Origin of the sequence: Micromonospora sp. NPDC047527, assembly GCF_040643015.1 — a bacterium.
GTDB lineage: Bacteria > Actinomycetota > Actinomycetes > Mycobacteriales > Micromonosporaceae > Micromonospora.
In genome coordinates this window covers 112,277-128,552 of sequence record NZ_JBEYTK010000009.1, presented here as the reverse complement: position 1 = coordinate 128,552, position 16,276 = coordinate 112,277, and the positions used below count along the sequence as shown (strand labels likewise).

Sequence of the window (16,276 nt, the reverse complement as noted above, 5' to 3'; positions counted from 1 at the left end):
GTGGTGGGCAACCACTCAACTGCTGCCCGCCGTCGCGCTAAGTTACCGGCGGGTACCTGTGTTCAGCATCGCGTCCGGGGGGTCTAGGCGTGACGAGGGGTGCCACCAGGGGGCAGGATGGCGCTAGAGACCTATCCCACACACAACCGAGGGAACGCCTGTGGCTACGGAACGCAAGCGCCCGGTGATCAGCGACGGCCTACCGAGCCAGCTTCCGGACATCGACCCTGAAGAAACAAGCGAGTGGGTCGAGTCGCTTGATGGTGTCATTGACGACCGCGGCGCCAAACGCGCTCGCTACGTCATGCTGCGCCTGCTGGAGCGGGCTCGTGAGCGCCAGGTCGGGGTTCCGCCCCTGACCACCACCGACTACATCAACACCATCCCGTCGGAGCGCGAGCCGTGGTTCCCGGGTGACGAGCACGTCGAGCGACGGATCCGGGCGTACGTCCGGTGGAACGCCGCGATGTTGGTGCACCGGGCGCAGCGCCCGGAGATCGGCGTTGGCGGGCACATCTCCACCTTCGCCAGCTCGGCGTCGCTCTACGAGGTGGGCTTCAACCACTTCTTCCGGGGCAAGAACCACCCCGGCGGCGGCGACCAGATCTTCTACCAAGGCCACGCCTCCCCCGGCATGTACGCGCGCGCGTTCCTGGAGGGGCGGCTCAGCGAGCACCAGCTCGACGGGTTCCGCCAGGAGCTGTCCCACCCGGGCGGCGGCCTGCCGTCGTACCCGCACCCGCGGCTCATGCCGGACTTCTGGGAGTTCCCCACCGTCTCGATGGGTCTCGGCGGTCTGAACGCGATCTACCAGGCCCGGTTCAACCGGTACCTGCAGCACCGCGGCATCAAGGACACCTCGCAGCAGCACGTGTGGGCGTTCCTCGGCGACGGTGAGATGGACGAGCCGGAGACGCTCGGCGCGATCGGTGTGGCCGCCCGCGAGGAGCTGGACAACCTCACCTTCGTGATCAACTGCAACCTGCAGCGGCTGGACGGCCCGGTCCGGGGCAACGGCAAGGTCATGCAGGAGCTGGAGTCGTTCTTCCGGGGCGCCGGCTGGAACGTGATCAAGGTCGTCTGGGGCCGCGAGTGGGACCCGCTGCTCGCCGCCGACACCGACGGCGCGCTGGTCAACCTCATGAACACCACGACCGACGGCGACTACCAGACCTACAAGGCGGAGTCCGGCGCGTACGTGCGGGAGCACTTCTTCGGCCGTGACACGCGCACCCGCAAGATGGTCGAGCCGCTGAGCGACGACGAGATCTGGAACCTCAAGCGGGGTGGGCACGACTACCGCAAGCTCTACGCGGCCTACAAGGCGGCCACCGAGCACACCGGGCAGCCCACCGTCATCCTGGCGAAGACGATCAAGGGCTGGACGCTCGGCTCGCACTTCGAGGGCCGCAACGCGACCCACCAGATGAAGAAGCTGACGCTGGAGGATCTGAAGACCTTCCGCGACCGGCTCTACCTGGACATCCCGGACTCGGCGCTGGAGGAGAACCCCTACCTGCCGCCGTACTACCACCCGGGCGAGAAGTCCGAGGAGCTGGCGTACCTCAAGGAGCGGCGCGAGCAGCTCGGCGGCTACCTGCCGACCCGGCGGACCAGCACCAAGCGGCTGAGCATCCCCGGCCCGGAGCGGTTCGCCGACATCAAGCGCGGCTCGGGCAAGCAGAAGGTGGCCACCACGCAGGCCTTCGTCCGCCTGCTCAAGGACATCATGAAGGACAAGGAGTTCGGCAAGCGCTGGGTGCCGATCATCCCGGACGAGGCGCGCACCTTCGGCCTCGACTCGATCTTCCCGACCGCGAAGATCTACTCGCCGCACGGCCAGCGCTACACCTCGGTCGACCGGGAGCTGTTCCTGTCGTACAAGGAGTCGACGACCGGGCAGATCCTGCACGAGGGCATCAACGAGGCCGGTTCCGTCGCCTCGTTCACCGCTGCGGGCTCGGCGTACGCCACGCACGACGAGCCGATGATCCCGATGTACATCTTCTACTCGATGTTCGGGTTCCAGCGGACCGCCGACGGGCTGTGGGCCGCGGCCGACCAGATGGCCCGGGGCTTCCTGCTCGGCGCCACGGCGGGCCGGACCACGCTCAACGGTGAGGGCCTGCAGCACGAGGACGGGCACTCGCTGCTGATCGCCGCCACCAACCCGGCGGTGGTCGCGTACGACCCGGCGTTCTCCTTCGAGATCGCGCACATCATGGAAAACGGCCTGCACCGGATGTACGGGGACGCGCAGGAGAACGTCTTCTACTACCTGACGGTCTACAACGAGCCGACGCTGCAGCCGGCCGAGCCGGCCGACGTGGACGTGGAGGGCCTGCTCAAGGGCATCTACCGCTACTCGCCGGCACCGCAGGTCGACGGCCCGAAGGCCAACGTGCTCGCCTCCGGCACCGGCATGCAGTGGGCGCTCAAGGCCCAGCAGCTGCTCGCCCAGGACTGGGGGGTGGCTGCCGAGGTGTGGTCGGTGACCTCCTGGACCGAGCTGCGTCGCGACGCGGTGCAGGCCGAGGAGTACAACCTGCTCAACCCGGGCGCCGAGGCGAAGGTCCCGTACATCCAGCAGAAGCTGGCCGACGCGGACGGGCCGAAGGTCGCGGTCAGCGACTGGATGCGCGCCGTACCGGACCTGATCTCCCGCTGGGTACCCGGCGACTACACGTCGCTCGGCACCGACGGGTTCGGCATGTCCGACACGCGGCACGCGCTGCGCCGGCACTTCCACGTCGACGCCGAGTCGATCGTGGTCGCCACGCTGCGGCAGCTGGCCCGCAGCGGCGCGGTGCCGGCCACCGTGCCGGCCGAGGCCGCCAAGAAGTACGCGATCGACGACGTCAACGCCGCCCCGGTCGGCGAGACCGGCGGCGACAGCTAACCCCAGCACGCACCAGAAGGGCCCGGCGCAGTTGCGCCGGGCCCTTCCAAGTTCCACCCACCCGTCCCGCCCCCGTCCCGTCCCCGTCCCCACCCTCGCCGGGTCGATCATGGAGTTGTGGTGGGGGACGAAGCGGTTAAGTCACCTTAATCCAGGCACCACAACTCCATGATCGACCCGGGCGGGGGCGGGGCGGCGGGGGCGGAGCAGGGCGGCGGGGCGGGTGGGGTGAGGGCGGGCGGTGGTTTGGGTCCCTGGCGGGGATCCGGACCACCGCCGTTGCCGGTGACGCCGGGAGGATGGGCTCTCGTCAGCCGACGGCGGCCAGGTCGGTGAGCCGGGCCAGCGAGTCCTCCAGGTCGGCGCCCACCCGGCGCAGGCCCAGGCGCAGCAGGGCCGCCTTGACCGGACCAGCCGGCCAGCGGACCACGATGAGCCGCACGATGGTCCCGCCCTCCTCCTCATCGGGAGTGAGCTGGACATAGATCTCGGTGCGCGCCTCCGCACGAGCACCGGCACCCTTGGCCCGCTCCCGCCAGCCGATCAGCGTCGGCTCCTGGTAGGCGATCACCTCGGCCTCATGCGCCGAGCCGCGCCCCGCCTGGACCAGTTGCCGCCGGCCGAAGCCCTCCCCCGAGAGCACTTCGGCCGCGCGGACCCCCGCCAGCCAGGCCGGCAACTGCTCGGCCCGCTGTACGACGTCCCAGACCACTTCCACCGGCGCCGCCACGTGCGCACTGCGTTCCACGAGGATCATTTCCGTCTTTCCTCCAGTGAGGACATCCCACGATATCGGCACTCTATGCGTTAAATCGGACTTACCTGGACGGGTTCGGAAAAAGACACGCCGATCAACCATTGCGCATCGCGCCAGACCGGCCTATGGCGCATTCATCGAGAGCGCTCTAAAGTCCCGAGCACGTTTCACGTTGACCGGGAGGGTGCCTTGTCGACCGCATCGATGCCCGAGTTCCCCGCCGGCTTCCGCTGGGGCGTCTCCACCTCGGCACACCAGATCGAGGGCGCCGCCACCGCCGACGGGCGCGGGCCGTCCATCTGGGACACCTTCGCGCGCTCCCCCGGCCAGATCAGCGACGGCAGCAGCGGCGAGGTGGCCTGCGACCACTACCACCGGTACGCCGACGACGTCGCCCTGCTCGCCGGGCTGGGCGTCTCCGCGTACCGGTTCTCGATCGCCTGGCCCCGGGTGCAGCCCACCGGCACCGGCACGGTCAACGCCGCCGGCCTGGACTTCTACGACCGGCTGGTCGACGAGTTGCTGGCCGCCGGCATCGACCCGGTGGCCACCCTCTACCACTGGGACCTGCCCCAACCACTTGAGGACGCCGGTGGCTGGCTGCACCGCGACACCGCCGCCTGCTTCGCCGAGTACGCCGACCGGACCGCCGCCCGCCTCGGCGACCGCGTCCGGCTCTGGATCACCCTCAACGAGCCGTTCATCCACATGAGCCTCGGCTACGGCATGGGCACGCACGCCCCCGGCCGGATGCTGCTCTTCGACGCCTTCCCGGTCGCCCACCACCAACTGCTCGGCCACGGGCTCGCGGTCGCCGCGCTGCGCGGTCGCACCGCCAGCCCGGTGGCGATCGCCAACAACTACTCGCCGGTGCGGGTGCTCGGCGACAGCGACGCCGACCGCGCCGCCGGTGCCGCGTACGAGGCGCTGCACAACCGGCTCTTCACCGACCCGCTGCTCGGCCGGGGCTACCCGGACCTGCCCGGCTTCGACCCGAGCGTCATCCACCCCGGCGACCTCGACACCATCGCCGCCCCGATCGACGTGCTGGGGGTCAACTACTACAACCCCACCGGAGTACGGGCCGCCGAGGAGGGTTCGCCGCTGCCGTTCGACCTGGTGCCGCTCGACGGCTACCCGCGTACCGCCTTCGACTGGCCGGTGGCCCCCGACGGGCTGCGCGAGCTGCTCGGCTGGCTGCGCGACACGTACGGCGACGCGCTGCCGCCCATCGAGATCACCGAGAGCGGCTGCGCGTACGACGACGCACCTGACGCGGACGGGCAGGTGGCCGACCCGGAGCGGATCGCGTACCTGGACGGGCACCTGCGGGCCGTACGGGCCGCCATCGACGACGGGGTGGACGTCCGCGGGTACTTCGTCTGGTCGCTGCTGGACAACTGGGAGTGGGCCGAGGGGTTCACCAAACGCTTCGGGCTGGTGCACGTCGACTACGCCACCCAGACCCGTACGCCGAAGTCCTCGTACATCTGGTTGCGGGAGGTGATCGCGACCCGCCGGCCGGGGTCGGCGGAGTGACCACCTTCGACCCGACCCCGGCGTCACTGCCGGCCGCGCTCGCCGAACCGACCGTGCCGGTGCGGCGCGGCTGGATCGGGTTGATCTTCGCGGCCAACCTCGGGGTGTGGATGGCGTTCTTCACGCCCATCCAGGTGCTGCTGCCGCAGCAGATCGAGCAGATCGCGCCCGGCAACAAGGAGAACATGCTGGCCGTGGTCACCGGCCTCGGCGCGCTGGCCGCGGTGCTCGCCAACCCCCTGGCGGGCGCGCTGTCGGACCGGACCTGCCTGCGGATCGCCGGCCGGGAGTTCGGCCGCCGGCATGTCTGGACCGCTGGCGGCGCGGTGCTCGGCGCCGGCGCGCTGGTGCTGCTGGCCCAGCAGCGGACCATCCTCGGTGTCGCCCTCGGCTGGGTCGCCGCCCAGATCTGTTTCAACGCGATGCTGGCCAGCCTCACCGCCGCCATCCCGGACCGGGTGCCGGTGACGCAGCGCGGTGGAGTCTCCGGCTGGGTCGGCATCCCGCAGGCGCTCGGGCTGGTGCTCGGCGCGGTGCTGGTCACCGCCCTGGTCACCGGCAACGCCGCCGGCTACCTGGCCATCGCCGTGGCCATCCTGCTGCTGTCGCTGCCGTTCGCGCTGCTCACCCCCGACGAGCCGCTGCCGCGTACGCATCGGCCCGTGCTGCGGGCGCGGGCGCTGCTGGCCTCGATGTGGATCAGCCCGCGCCAGCACCCGGACTTCGCCTGGGCCTGGATCACCCGGTTCCTGGTCCAGCTCGGCAACGCGCTGGGCACCCTCTACCTGCTGTACTTCCTCACCGACGGGGTGCGCCACCCCGACCCCGAGGGTGGCCTGCTGGTGCTGATCCTGCTCTACACGCTCGGCATGATGCTGACCGCCGTGGTCGCCGGCCGGCTGTCGGACCGCTCCGGGCGGCGCAAGATCTATGTGATCGCCTCCGGGCTGATCATGGCGGTGGCGGCGCTGCTGCTCGCGGTCGCGCCGATCTGGCCGATGGCGATCGTCGCCGCCCTGCTGCTCGGTGCCGGCTACGGCGTCTACCTCTCGGTCGACGCCGCGCTGATCACGCAGGTGCTGCCCCGGGCCACCGACCGGGCCAAGGACCTCGGCGTCATCAACATCGCCAACTCGGCGCCGCAGGTGCTCGGCCCGGCGCTCTCCGCCCCGCTCGTGGTCTACCTGGGCGGCTACGCCACGCTCTACGCGGTCACCGCCGTGGTCACCCTGATCGGCAGCGCGCTGGTCGTCAAGATCCGCTCAGTTCCCTGAGTCAGGGGGCGTGGCGTAACGCGATGGCGGGCCGCCGTAGGCTGGGGGACGTGACGGTACGTGTGCGCTTCGCCCCCTCCCCGACCGGTATGTTCCACGTCGGCGGCGCCCGCTCGGCGCTGCAGAACTGGATCTACGCCAAGCAGCAGGGCGGGGTGTTCGTGCTGCGCATCGAGGACACGGACGCGGCGCGCAACAAGCCCGAGTGGACCGAGGGCATCCTCACCGCGCTGGACTGGATCGGCATCTCCCGGGGCAGCTACGAGGGACCGTACTTCCAGTCGGAGAACGCCGGCGAGCACCGCGCAGCCGCCGCCCGGCTCTACGAGTCCGGCCGCGCCTACTACTGCGACTGCACCCGCGAGGACGTGCAGGCGCGTACCGGCTCGCAGTACCAGGGCTACGACGGCTACCACCGCGACCTCGGCCTCACCCCCGGCGAAGGGCGGGCGCTGCGCTTCCGTACGCCCGACGAGGGCGCGACGGTGGTCGTCGACCTGATCCGCGGCGAGCCCACCTTCGAGAACAAGCTCATCGAGGACTTCGTCATAGCCCGGGGCGACGGCTCGCCGGTCTTCCTGCTGGCCAACGTCGTCGATGACATGACCATGGGGATCACCCACGTGATCCGGGCCGAGGAGCACCTGCCCAACACGCCCAAGCAGCAGTTGCTCTGGGACGCCCTCGGTGTCAAGCCGCCGGTCTGGGCGCACGTGCCCGTGGTCGTCAACGAGAAGCGCCAGAAGCTCTCCAAGCGTCGGGACAAGGTGGCCCTGGAGGCGTACCGCGAGGAGGGCTACCTCGCCGGTGCGATGCGCAACTACCTGATGCTGCTCGGCTGGGCGCCCTCGGGCGACCGGGAGATTGTCCCCTGGTCGGTCATCGAGGACGAGTTCCGGCTGGACGAGGTCAACCCCTCCCCCGCGTTCTTCGACGAGAAGAAGCTGCGCGCGTTCAACGGTGAGTACATTCGCGCGCTGCCGGTGCCCGAGTTCATCGACGCCTGCCAGCCGTGGCTGACCGGCACGGGGACGATCGCGCCGCCGCCGTGGCAGCCCGAGGAGTTCGACGCCGACGCGTTCGCCGCCGTCGCCCCGCTGGCCCAGACCCGGCTCGCGGTTCTCAGCGAGATCGTCCCGAACGTCGACTTCCTCTTCCTGGCCTCGCCGCTGATCGACGAGGCGGCCTGGACCAAGACCATGAAGGACGGCTCCGCCGACCTGCTGGACGCCGCCATCGCGGCGTTCGAGGCGCTGGAGCCGTGGGACGCCGAGTCGTTGAAGTCGACGCTGGAGGCCGTCGGCGCCGAACGCGGCCTCAAGCTCGGCAAGACGCAGGCGCCGGTCCGGGTCGCGGTCACCGGCCGCACCGTGGGCCTGCCGCTGTTCGAGTCGCTGGAGGTGCTCGGTCGTGAGCGCACCCTGACCCGGATGCGCGCCGCCCGGCTCCGCCTGGTCTGACCCTCTACCACCGACTCCCGCGCCGTCTCCGCCGCCGGCCGCCAGTCAGGCTGGCGCCCGGCGGCTCAGCGGCGCCGCGCTCGGTACCGGCGCTGCAGTCCGATCACGAGCGCGCCCACCAGCAGAGCCGCCCCGATCGTCCACAGCCAGCCGCGCAACTGACTGCCCTCCTGGGAGGCCGGCACCGCGCCGCCCGCCGGAGTCGCGTCGACGGTCGCGGTGGCGACCGGCGACGGCGACCCGGTGGTGGCGGTCGGACCCGCCGCAGCAGCCGTCGGGGTGGTGCCATCGGCGGTCGCGGACGGGTCGGCGGCCGTCCCGGTGGTCAGCGTGAAACGCACCTCGCCCTTGACCGGATGTCCGTCGGCGGACGCGAGTTGGTAACCGACGATGTAGAGCCCTGCGGCAGCCGGTTTGAACGGCACACGCACGCGGCTGCCGTCGAAGGTGGGCGACCCACCAGCGACCACATTGTCCGGTCCCGTTATTGTGATCTTCGTGGTGGCCGGGGCCGGTCTGGCCAGGAACCGAAGCTCGATCCGGGCCGGCGCGGTGGCCACCCGGGCACCGTCGCGCGGATCGCTGCCGGTCAGCGAGTTGTGCGCGGCGGCCGGCAGCGCCGGGGCCAGCAACGACACACCGAACGCCACGCCGAGCACCACTGGCACGACCCGCGCCAAACGTGTAACCCTGCCCCCCATGAACCCCTCCGTAAGGGTACGATCCGCCCGCTGATCAAAACCGCTCCTCATTAGTCGAGCAGAGATCGCAGATAGTTCCAATTACTGTTCCACAAGCTGCAAATCATCGACGTTCTGCGGAGTCTGTGAGAGTGGGCACGACCGCCCGGCCGGTGAGCTCACCGGCCTACCGGTCCGGACATCACAACGAAGCCATCCATCGAACGGGGCGAGGAGGCGGGATGGTCCGACAGATGAGACGGTCGCTGGCCGTGCTGGCGGGCACGCTTGCGGGGGCACTGCTGGCGCTCGGCACCGCCGGCCCGGCCACCGCCGCGCCGAAGCCCGCCGCGCCCGCCGGAGTGGACGTCACCGGCGAAGGGCTGTCCGAGCCGCTGCGGCTGCGGTCGGACACGCAGCCCGCCCACGTGGTCGCGGTCATCGACCAGGTCAACTTCCTTGGTCGTACCGGCCAGTCGACCGGCCCGAAGGCGGCCAACCTCGGCCCGAAGTTCACGGTCGTGGTGCTCGCCGGGGAGACGCCGAAGCAGACGTACGACCTCTATCCGAAGGCTGTCGGCGGGCCTCGCGTCTACCGGCCGGCGAAGCAGCCGGACGGCCGCAAGACCAGCGCCGGCTGGTTCCTCGGCCGGCTCAGCATGTCCGAAACGCTGCGCACCGCCGGAGTGCCGCTGGAACGGCAGTTCGACACGGTCAGCGGCGGCGTGGGTGGCGGCGAGCGGGTGCTCCCGGAGGACACTCTCGACCCCGCTCGGGACATCGACAAGGCACTCGGCGAGTTGCAGCGACTGCTGCTGCTCAACGTCGCGGTGATGTTGACCATCACGGTCGGTCTCGCCGGCATCGCCCTGCTGATCCGTCGCCGGACCCGCTGACCCACCCGGAGTCGCCGCACGTGTCCCGTGCGGCGACCGCACGCTAGCTGCCGCCCATCGACCGTGCGGTCAGCACCAGCGGCGCGGTGGCCGCTCCCGGCGGGTAGCCCGCTGTCGTGGCCGAACCGGGCCGTGCCGGTGCGCCCCAGCCCACCCGGGCAGGTCACTGCGGCAGCCGGCGTCGTCGTCGGGCTCGTCGGGCAGCGCCGGCTCACCGGCCCGCTGGCGCGGCACCGCCAGGTCGTCGTCAGCCCGCTCGGCAGGGCGGCCACCGGCCGACTCCGCCGGGTGTGCCGGCAACCCGCCGACCGGCCGGCGGGGCTTGCCAGTCGCCTGCGGGTCGTGGTGCCCCGGCCGGCAGGGCTCACCCTGGGCGCAGCCGTGCTCGGCCTCCCCGTGCGCCATCCCGGTCTCCTCACGCTCGCACTCACGTGCGGGTGCTCCCCCCGACGTGCCCTGTCACCGTACTGGCCGGGACCGACGGCCCGTGCACGGCGTACCCGGGGGTCAGCCAGCTCGGTACCCTCGACGTACCCCTTTCGGCGCATGTCGGGGTCGGCGGGCTCCTCCCCCGGTCGGAGTTGCCGGGGGCGACGTTGTGATGGGATCGGGGCATGCGACCGCCACCCTGGCTCGGTTCCGGCACGCCCGGCCGGGACCTGACGCTGGCCGGCGCGTCGCTCGCCGGCGGCCTGGTGCTGTACGGCCTGGGCATGCAACCGCAGATCGTCCCGCACCCGGACGTGCCGCCCGCGCTGTTCCTGCCGCCGCTGCTGGTGATGTGTGTGGCCGTCGGCCTTCGTCGGGTCGCGCCACGCACCAGCCTGGCCGTGGGGACCGGGGCGCTCCTGGTGGACACGGCGCTGGGCAACTCGCTGGGCACGGTCGTGGTCTACACGCAGGTGCTCTACGACGCCTGCGTGTACGGCCCGCCCCGGCTGTGGCGGTGGCTGCTGCGGATCACCGTGGCGCTGAGCCTGATCGGCGCGGTGGTCGGCGTCCTCGGTTTCGGCCAGTGGCGGGGGGTCGCCGTCGGGGTGCCGGTGGTGCTGGCCGGGCTGCTGCCGGTGCTGACCGGGATCAGCGTGCGGCAGTACCGCGACCAGGCAGCCGCCGAACGGGCGCGCGCCGAGCAGACCGCCCGGCTGGTCGAGCTGGACCGCCGGCAGGCGGTCAGCGACGAACGCGCCCGGATGGCCCGGGAGCTGCACGACGTGGTCGCCAACCACCTCAGCGCGGTGGCCATCCACGCCACCGCGGTGCTGTCCGTGCCCGGTCTGGAGCGCGGCCAGGTCGAGTCGGCGTTGCGGGTGATCCGGGAGAGCAGCGTGCAGGGCCTGGCGGAGATGCGACAGATGATCGAAGTGCTGCGCGAGCCGGATGCCGGTGACGAGCGGACCCCGGTCGGTGGATCGCTGCCCGAGGCGGTGACGGCGCGGCTCGCCGAGGCGGACGGGCTGATCGAGCGGATCCGGGCCGCCGGCCTCGTGGTGCGGGTCCACACCGACGGCACGCCGGGCACGCTGCCCGTGGGGGTGGATCTCGCCGCGTACCGGATCGTGCAGGAGTCGCTGACCAACGCGCTCAAGCACGGCACGGGCGAGGCGGAGCTGACCATCGCGTACCGGCCGGCGGAGGTGGTGCTGACGGTGGAGAACCCGGTGCGCCGGGGCGGGGCCGGAGTGCCGGGCGCCGGGGCCGGGCTGATCGGGATGCGGGAACGCGCGACGCTGCTGGCCGGCCGGTTCACCGCCGGGCCGCACGACGGCCGCTGGCAGGTCCGGGCCGCGCTGCCCACCGGGGTCGGCGGATGACCGGGCCGGGCGACGCGGCAGCGCCGGTACGGGTGGTGCTCGCGGACGACCAGCCGGCGGTACGGGCGGGACTGGCCCTGATCCTGGCCGGGTCGCCGGGCATCGAGGTGGTCGGCGAGGCGGGCGACGGCGACGAGGCGGTCCGACTGTGCCGGGAGTCACGCCCCGACGTGGCGGTGCTGGACATCCGGATGCCCCGCCGCGACGGCATCGCCGCGACCCGGGCGATCGTCGCCGACCGGCTCGCCGACGTGCTGGTGCTGACCACCTTCGACCTCGACGAGTACGTCTTCGGTGCGCTCCGCGCCGGTGCGGCCGGGTTCCTGCTCAAGGACACCGACGCGGCGGGACTGGTCGCGGCGGTGCACACCGTGGCGCGCGGCGAGGGGTTCATCGCCCCCACGGTGACCCGTCGGCTGATCGCGGCCTTCGCAGCCACCGCGCCGGGCGCGTCGACGGGCACCCGGGCCGCTCTGGAGACGCTCACCCCCCGCGAGCGTGACGTGCTGGCCTGTCTCGGGCTGGGGCTGTCCAACCAGCAGATCGCCGACCGGCTGGTGCTGGCGGAGAGCACCACCAAGACGCACGTGAGCCGGATCCTGGCGAAGCTGGACCTACGCAGCCGGGTGCAGGCCGCGATCCTGGCCCAGGAGTTGGGCCTGCCCACTCCCCCGCAATCCTGAGCCCGGGGCCGGCGCGCTCGGGACGGCGACGGGCGGCCTGGCTGCCGTACGCTGCGCGCCATCGATGCCGATGACGGCTGCCGGAATGGGGACGACGTGCGACGGTGGTGGGGGACGACGGTCCTTGTGGCGCTGACCGTAGGAACGGGCGGTTGCGACGGCGTTCTCGCCGAGGAGAAGCCCTCTAGCTTCACTCCCGAGGCGGGGGTGTGCCACGCCACCGCCTCCGACGAGCGCAGCCCCACGTCGTACACACCGATCCCCTGCTCTTCGAAGCACGAGGTGGAGACGTTCCTGGTCGGCCGGTTCGACGGCGCGGACGCCGCCGCCAAGGCGCCGCCGGCAGCCGACACCGAGGGGATCTGGCGGGTGTACGAATCCTGCGACGCCGAGGCTGCCCGCTTCCTGGGCGGCGAGTGGCGCGAGTCGCGGCTGGCGATGCGGGCGCTGACCCCGTCGGCGGCGCGGTGGAAGGCGGGTGAGCGGTGGTACCGCTGCGACCTGCTGGAGATGCATGCGGTGGACCGGTGGTTCCCGAACCCCCGGGCGAACAGCCTGCGCAACGGACTGACCGGTGATTCGCCGCTGCGGTACACCTGTTTCACCGAGCCGGCCGAGTCCGGCGACACCGTCGACCTACCGCCCGCCTCCTGCTCCGGGCCACACGCCACCGAGTTCGCCGGCATCTGGCGGGCCGGACCGGAGGTCGAGGAGCTCACCGACGAGATCGTGGACGCGGGCTGCCTGTCGACCATCTCCGGGTACGTCGGGGCACCGGAGGGAGATCTGGACGGCCGGCTCGAGGTGTTGGCGTTCATGCTGGAGGGCGAGCCCGAGTGGCTGGCAGGCACCCTCAGCGCCTTGTGCTTCCTCCACAGCCCCGGTCAGCCGCTCAACACGTCCCTCAAGGGTGTCGGCCGGACCGGCCTCGCGGCGGCCCGCTGACCGGTGCCGACGTGGATGGCCTGCTCACGACATGTCAGGCTAGGGCGGTGAGTGCGCCCGGCGGTGGAGAGTTGTCGGCCACGCTGCGCCGGATCGAGCGTTCGGCGGGGGCGTTGGCCACTGCCAGCGTGGCGCGGATGGACGAGACGCTGCCGTGGTTCCGCGCCCTGCCGGCCGACCAGCGCTCCTGGGTGATGCTGGTCGCCCAGGCCGGTGCCCGGTCGCTGGTGGAGTGGCTGCGCGACGGCGGCGGCACGGCGGACAGCACGCAGGAGGTCTCCGACGAGGTCTTCGCCACCGCGCCGCTGGCGCTGGCCCGGTCGATCACCCTTCAGCAGACCGTGGCGCTGATCAAGGTGACCATCGACGTGGTCGAGGAGCAGGTGTCGCAGCTGGCCGTCGAGGGTGAGGAGCAGCAGCTGCGCGAGGCGGTGCTGCGCTTCTCCCGGGAGATCGCCTTCTCGGCCGCCCGGGTGTACGCGCGGGCCGCCGAGTCACGCGGTGCCTGGGACGCGAGGTTGCAGGCCCTGCTGGTCGACGCCCTGCTGCGTGGTGACTCGCCGGACGTGCTGGCCAGCCGGGCGGCCGCGCTGGGGTGGGCGGACGCGCCGCCGGTCGCGGTGGCGGTCGGTCGTTCCCCTGGTGGGGAGGTTTCGGCGGTGCTGCACGTCGTCTACCGGCTGGCCCGCCGGATCGACGTCGAGGTGATCGGCGGTGTGCACGGCGACCGGCTGGTGATCGTGCTGGGCGGCGCGGCGGACCCGCTGAGCGCGGCGGGCAAGCTGCTGGACGCGTTCGGGGACGGCCCGGTGGTGGTCGGTCCGGCGGTGCCCAGTCTGGACGAGGCGACGTCGTCGGCGCGGGCCGCGTTGGCCGGTTTCCGGGCGGCGCTGGCGTGGCCGGCGGCCCCGCGGCCGGTGCCGGCCGACGACCTGTTGCCGGAGCGCGCCCTCGCCGGGGACGCGGAGGCGCGTCGTCAGCTACGTCATGACGTGTACGCCACGCTGGTCCGCGCCGGTGGCGAGCTGCTGGAGACCCTGGACGCCTTCCTCGCCGCCGGTGGCACGCTGGAGAGCGCCGCGCGGGCGCTGTTCGTGCACCCGAACACGGTGCGGTACCGGCTGCGCCGCATCGCCGAGGTGACCGGCTTCTCACCCCTGTCGCCCCGGGACGCGTTCGCGCTGCAGGTGGCGTTGACTGTCGGCCGGCTGGATCCGGTGGTCCCGATCGCCTCGTCCGTACCGACCCAGACATTGACCCCGGCCGCCCGGAAATCCACCCAAACCAGTGATGATCCCGGCCGATCTTTGTAGGAAACCTCCAAAGGTCCTAGTGCGGTTTGGTCCGGGCCGGCACAGCGTTCCTTACGTGTATCCGGAAGAGTCATAGGCGTGCTCGCCGTACTTAGTCCCGGCCAGGGTTCCCAGAAACCCGGCTTCCTGACCCCCTGGCTCGACCTGACCGGCACCGAGGCACGCCTGCGGTGGTGGTCCGCGTTGGCCGGGGTCGACCTGGTGCACCTGGGCACTGACGCCGACGCCGACGAGATCAAGGACACCGCCCGCACCCAGCCGCTGCTCGTCGCCGCCGCGCTGCTCGCCGCCGAGCACCTGCCGCTGCACGACGTGGCGCTGACCGCCGGGCACAGCGTCGGCGAGCTGGGCGCCGCGGCGCTGGCCGGGGTGCTGTCGGCCGAGACGGCGATCACCCTCGCCGGTGTGCGGGGCCGGGAGATGGCCGCGGCGTGCGCGCTGGAGCCGACCGGGATGGCGGCCGTGCTCGGTGGGGACCCGGACGAGGTGCTCGCCGCGATCGAGGCGAACGGGCTGTACCCGGCCAACCGCAACGGCGCCGGTCAGATCGTCGCCGCCGGCGCGCTGGACGGCCTGGACAAGCTCGCCGCCGAGCGACCGTCGAAGGCCCGCGTAATCCGGCTCCAGGTGGCGGGCGCGTTCCACACCCCGTACATGGCCCCGGCCGAGACCGCGCTGGCCTCGGTGGCCGAGGGGATCACCCCCGCCACCCCGGAGCGGACCCTGCTGTCGAACCTCGACGGCACGGCGGTCACCGACGGGCGGGTCATGGTGCAGCGCCTGGTCCGCCAGGTCACCGCCCCGGTCCGCTGGGACCTATGCATGCGTACCCTGGCCGACCTCGGTGTGACCGGGGTGATCGAGCTGCCTCCGGCCGGCACCCTCGCCGGCCTGGTGAAGCGGGAGCTCAAGGGCGACGGCGCGCCCGAGATCGTCACCCTGAACACGCCGGACGACCTACCGGCCGCGCGGGATCTGATCGCCCGGCACGGCACGCCGGGCCAACCGCTCGCCCCCATCGGAGGACATTCATGACCGGCAGTCGCATCGTCTCGATGGGGCACTACCAGCCCTCGCGGGTGGTGACCAACGACGACATCGCCCAGCTCGTCGACACCAGCGACGAGTGGATCCGGGACCGGGTCGGCATCGTCACCCGACGGATCGCCGACAGTGAGACCGTGGCCGACATGGCCGCCGCCGCCGCCGGCAAGGCGCTGGCCAACTCCGGCCTGAGTGCCGCCGACATCGACCTGGTCGTGGTCGCCACCTGCTCGTCGATCGACCGCAGCCCCAACGTGGCCTGCCGCGTCGCCGCGAAGCTGGGCATCGGCGCGCCGGGCGCGTACGACGTCAACACCGCCTGCTCCGGCTTCGCCTACGCGCTGGGCACCGTTGACCACGCCATCCGGGCCGGGGCGTCCCGCAACGCCATCGTCATCGGCGCGGAGAAGCTCTCCGACTTCACCGACTGGACCGACCGCTCCACCTGCATCATCTTCGGCGACGGCGCCGGTGCCGCGGTGGTCACCGCCACGGCCGACGACGAGCCCGCCGGCATCGGCCCGGTGGTCTGGGGTTCGGTGCCGGAGAAGGGCGACGCGGTCCGCATCGAGGGCTGGCGCCCGTACATCCAGCAGGAGGGGCAGTCGGTGTTCCGCTGGGCCACCACCGCGCTGGCGCCGCTGGCCCTGCAGGCGTGCGAGCGCGCCGGGGTCGACCCGTCGGAGCTGGCCGCGTTCGTGCCGCACCAGGCCAATGGCCGGATCATCGACGGCATCGCCAAGCGACTCAACATCCCGAACGCGATCATCGCGAAGGACATGGTGGAGTCGGGCAACACCTCGGCGGCGAGCGTGCCGCTGGCCCTGTCCAAGCTGGTCGAGCGGCGGGAGGTGCCCTCGGGTGCCCCGGTGCTGCTGTTCGGCTTCGGCGGCGGTCTGACCTACGCCGGTCAGGTCGTCCGCTGCCCCTGAAACCCCCTCGGGCGCGTACGCGTCGAGGAGCGGCGGTCGG

14 protein-coding genes are annotated in these 16,276 nt (G+C 72.0%); 11 read left to right on the top strand and 3 right to left on the bottom strand.

What is annotated here, in order from left to right; genetic code table 11:
* The first annotated feature begins 160 nt into the window (after positions 1-160).
* Complete coding sequence (aceE, locus tag ABZ808_RS27390; RefSeq protein WP_357011845.1) at positions 161-2,899, top strand: pyruvate dehydrogenase (acetyl-transferring), homodimeric type; 2,739 nt, start codon at positions 161-163, stop codon at positions 2,897-2,899.
* Positions 2,900-3,209: 310 nt separating this feature from the next.
* Here aceE and ABZ808_RS27385 read toward each other — a convergent pair whose 3' ends face one another.
* Complete coding sequence (locus ABZ808_RS27385; protein WP_357011842.1) at positions 3,210-3,656, bottom strand: SRPBCC family protein; 447 nt, start codon at positions 3,654-3,656, stop codon at positions 3,210-3,212.
* 204 nt (positions 3,657-3,860) lie between these two features.
* Here ABZ808_RS27385 and ABZ808_RS27380 point away from each other — a divergent pair, with 204 nt between their 5' ends.
* The 3 genes from ABZ808_RS27380 to gltX all read left to right on the top strand — a co-directional run bounded on the left by ABZ808_RS27380 (position 3,861) and on the right by gltX (position 7,929).
* On the top strand, positions 3,861-5,195 hold the full coding sequence (locus ABZ808_RS27380) for a GH1 family beta-glucosidase (protein ID WP_357012016.1): 1,335 nt from the start codon (positions 3,861-3,863) through the stop codon (positions 5,193-5,195).
* Positions 5,192-6,469, top strand: a complete 1,278-nt coding sequence (locus ABZ808_RS27375) for an MFS transporter (RefSeq protein WP_357011839.1) — start codon at positions 5,192-5,194, stop codon at positions 6,467-6,469. The genes ABZ808_RS27380 and ABZ808_RS27375 overlap by 4 nt, the downstream gene beginning before the upstream one ends.
* 62 nt (positions 6,470-6,531) lie before the next feature.
* Entirely contained in the window at positions 6,532-7,929 is a 1,398-nt protein-coding gene (gene gltX / locus ABZ808_RS27370; protein WP_357012014.1) for a glutamate--tRNA ligase, read from the top strand.
* A 65-nt stretch (positions 7,930-7,994) separates the two neighbouring features.
* On the opposite strand, the gene ABZ808_RS27365 is transcribed toward gltX, so the two are convergent.
* On the bottom strand, positions 7,995-8,609 hold the full coding sequence (locus tag ABZ808_RS27365; protein ID WP_357011837.1) for a copper resistance CopC family protein: 615 nt from the start codon (positions 8,607-8,609) through the stop codon (positions 7,995-7,997).
* Between the two features lie 242 nt (positions 8,610-8,851).
* On the opposite strand from ABZ808_RS27365, the gene ABZ808_RS27360 reads away from it, so the two are divergent.
* Entirely contained in the window at positions 8,852-9,505 is a 654-nt protein-coding gene (locus ABZ808_RS27360; RefSeq protein WP_357011835.1) for a hypothetical protein, read from the top strand.
* 69 nt (positions 9,506-9,574) lie between these two features.
* Here ABZ808_RS27360 and ABZ808_RS27355 read toward each other — a convergent pair whose 3' ends face one another.
* A complete protein-coding gene (locus ABZ808_RS27355) occupies positions 9,575-9,910 on the bottom strand; it encodes a hypothetical protein (RefSeq protein WP_357011832.1) in 336 nt (111 codons plus the stop codon).
* 209 nt (positions 9,911-10,119) lie between these two features.
* On the opposite strand from ABZ808_RS27355, the gene ABZ808_RS27350 reads away from it, so the two are divergent.
* The 6 genes from ABZ808_RS27350 to ABZ808_RS27325 all read left to right on the top strand — a co-directional run bounded on the left by ABZ808_RS27350 (position 10,120) and on the right by ABZ808_RS27325 (position 16,236).
* Positions 10,120-11,319, top strand: coding sequence for a histidine kinase (locus ABZ808_RS27350; protein ID WP_357011831.1), 1,200 nt, complete (start codon positions 10,120-10,122; stop codon positions 11,317-11,319).
* A complete protein-coding gene (locus tag ABZ808_RS27345; protein ID WP_357011828.1) occupies positions 11,316-12,002 on the top strand; it encodes a response regulator transcription factor in 687 nt (228 codons plus the stop codon). The genes ABZ808_RS27350 and ABZ808_RS27345 overlap by 4 nt, the downstream gene beginning before the upstream one ends.
* A 126-nt stretch (positions 12,003-12,128) precedes the next feature.
* Positions 12,129-12,947: a septum formation family protein gene (locus tag ABZ808_RS27340; protein WP_357011826.1), complete on the top strand. Its 819-nt coding sequence runs from the start codon at positions 12,129-12,131 to the stop codon at positions 12,945-12,947.
* A gap of 11 nt (positions 12,948-12,958) precedes the next feature.
* The gene (locus ABZ808_RS27335) at positions 12,959-14,260 is read left to right on the top strand and encodes a helix-turn-helix domain-containing protein (protein WP_357011823.1); all 1,302 of its coding nucleotides are present in this window, start codon (positions 12,959-12,961) and stop codon (positions 14,258-14,260) included.
* 78 nt (positions 14,261-14,338) lie between these two features.
* Entirely contained in the window at positions 14,339-15,295 is a 957-nt protein-coding gene (locus ABZ808_RS27330) for an ACP S-malonyltransferase (protein ID WP_357011821.1), read from the top strand.
* Positions 15,292-16,236 (top strand): beta-ketoacyl-ACP synthase III, encoded by a 945-nt coding sequence (locus tag ABZ808_RS27325; protein ID WP_357011819.1) that lies wholly within the window; start codon positions 15,292-15,294, stop codon positions 16,234-16,236. Before ABZ808_RS27330 ends, ABZ808_RS27325 begins: the two co-directional genes overlap by 4 nt.
* The last annotated feature ends 40 nt before the right edge of the window (positions 16,237-16,276 follow it).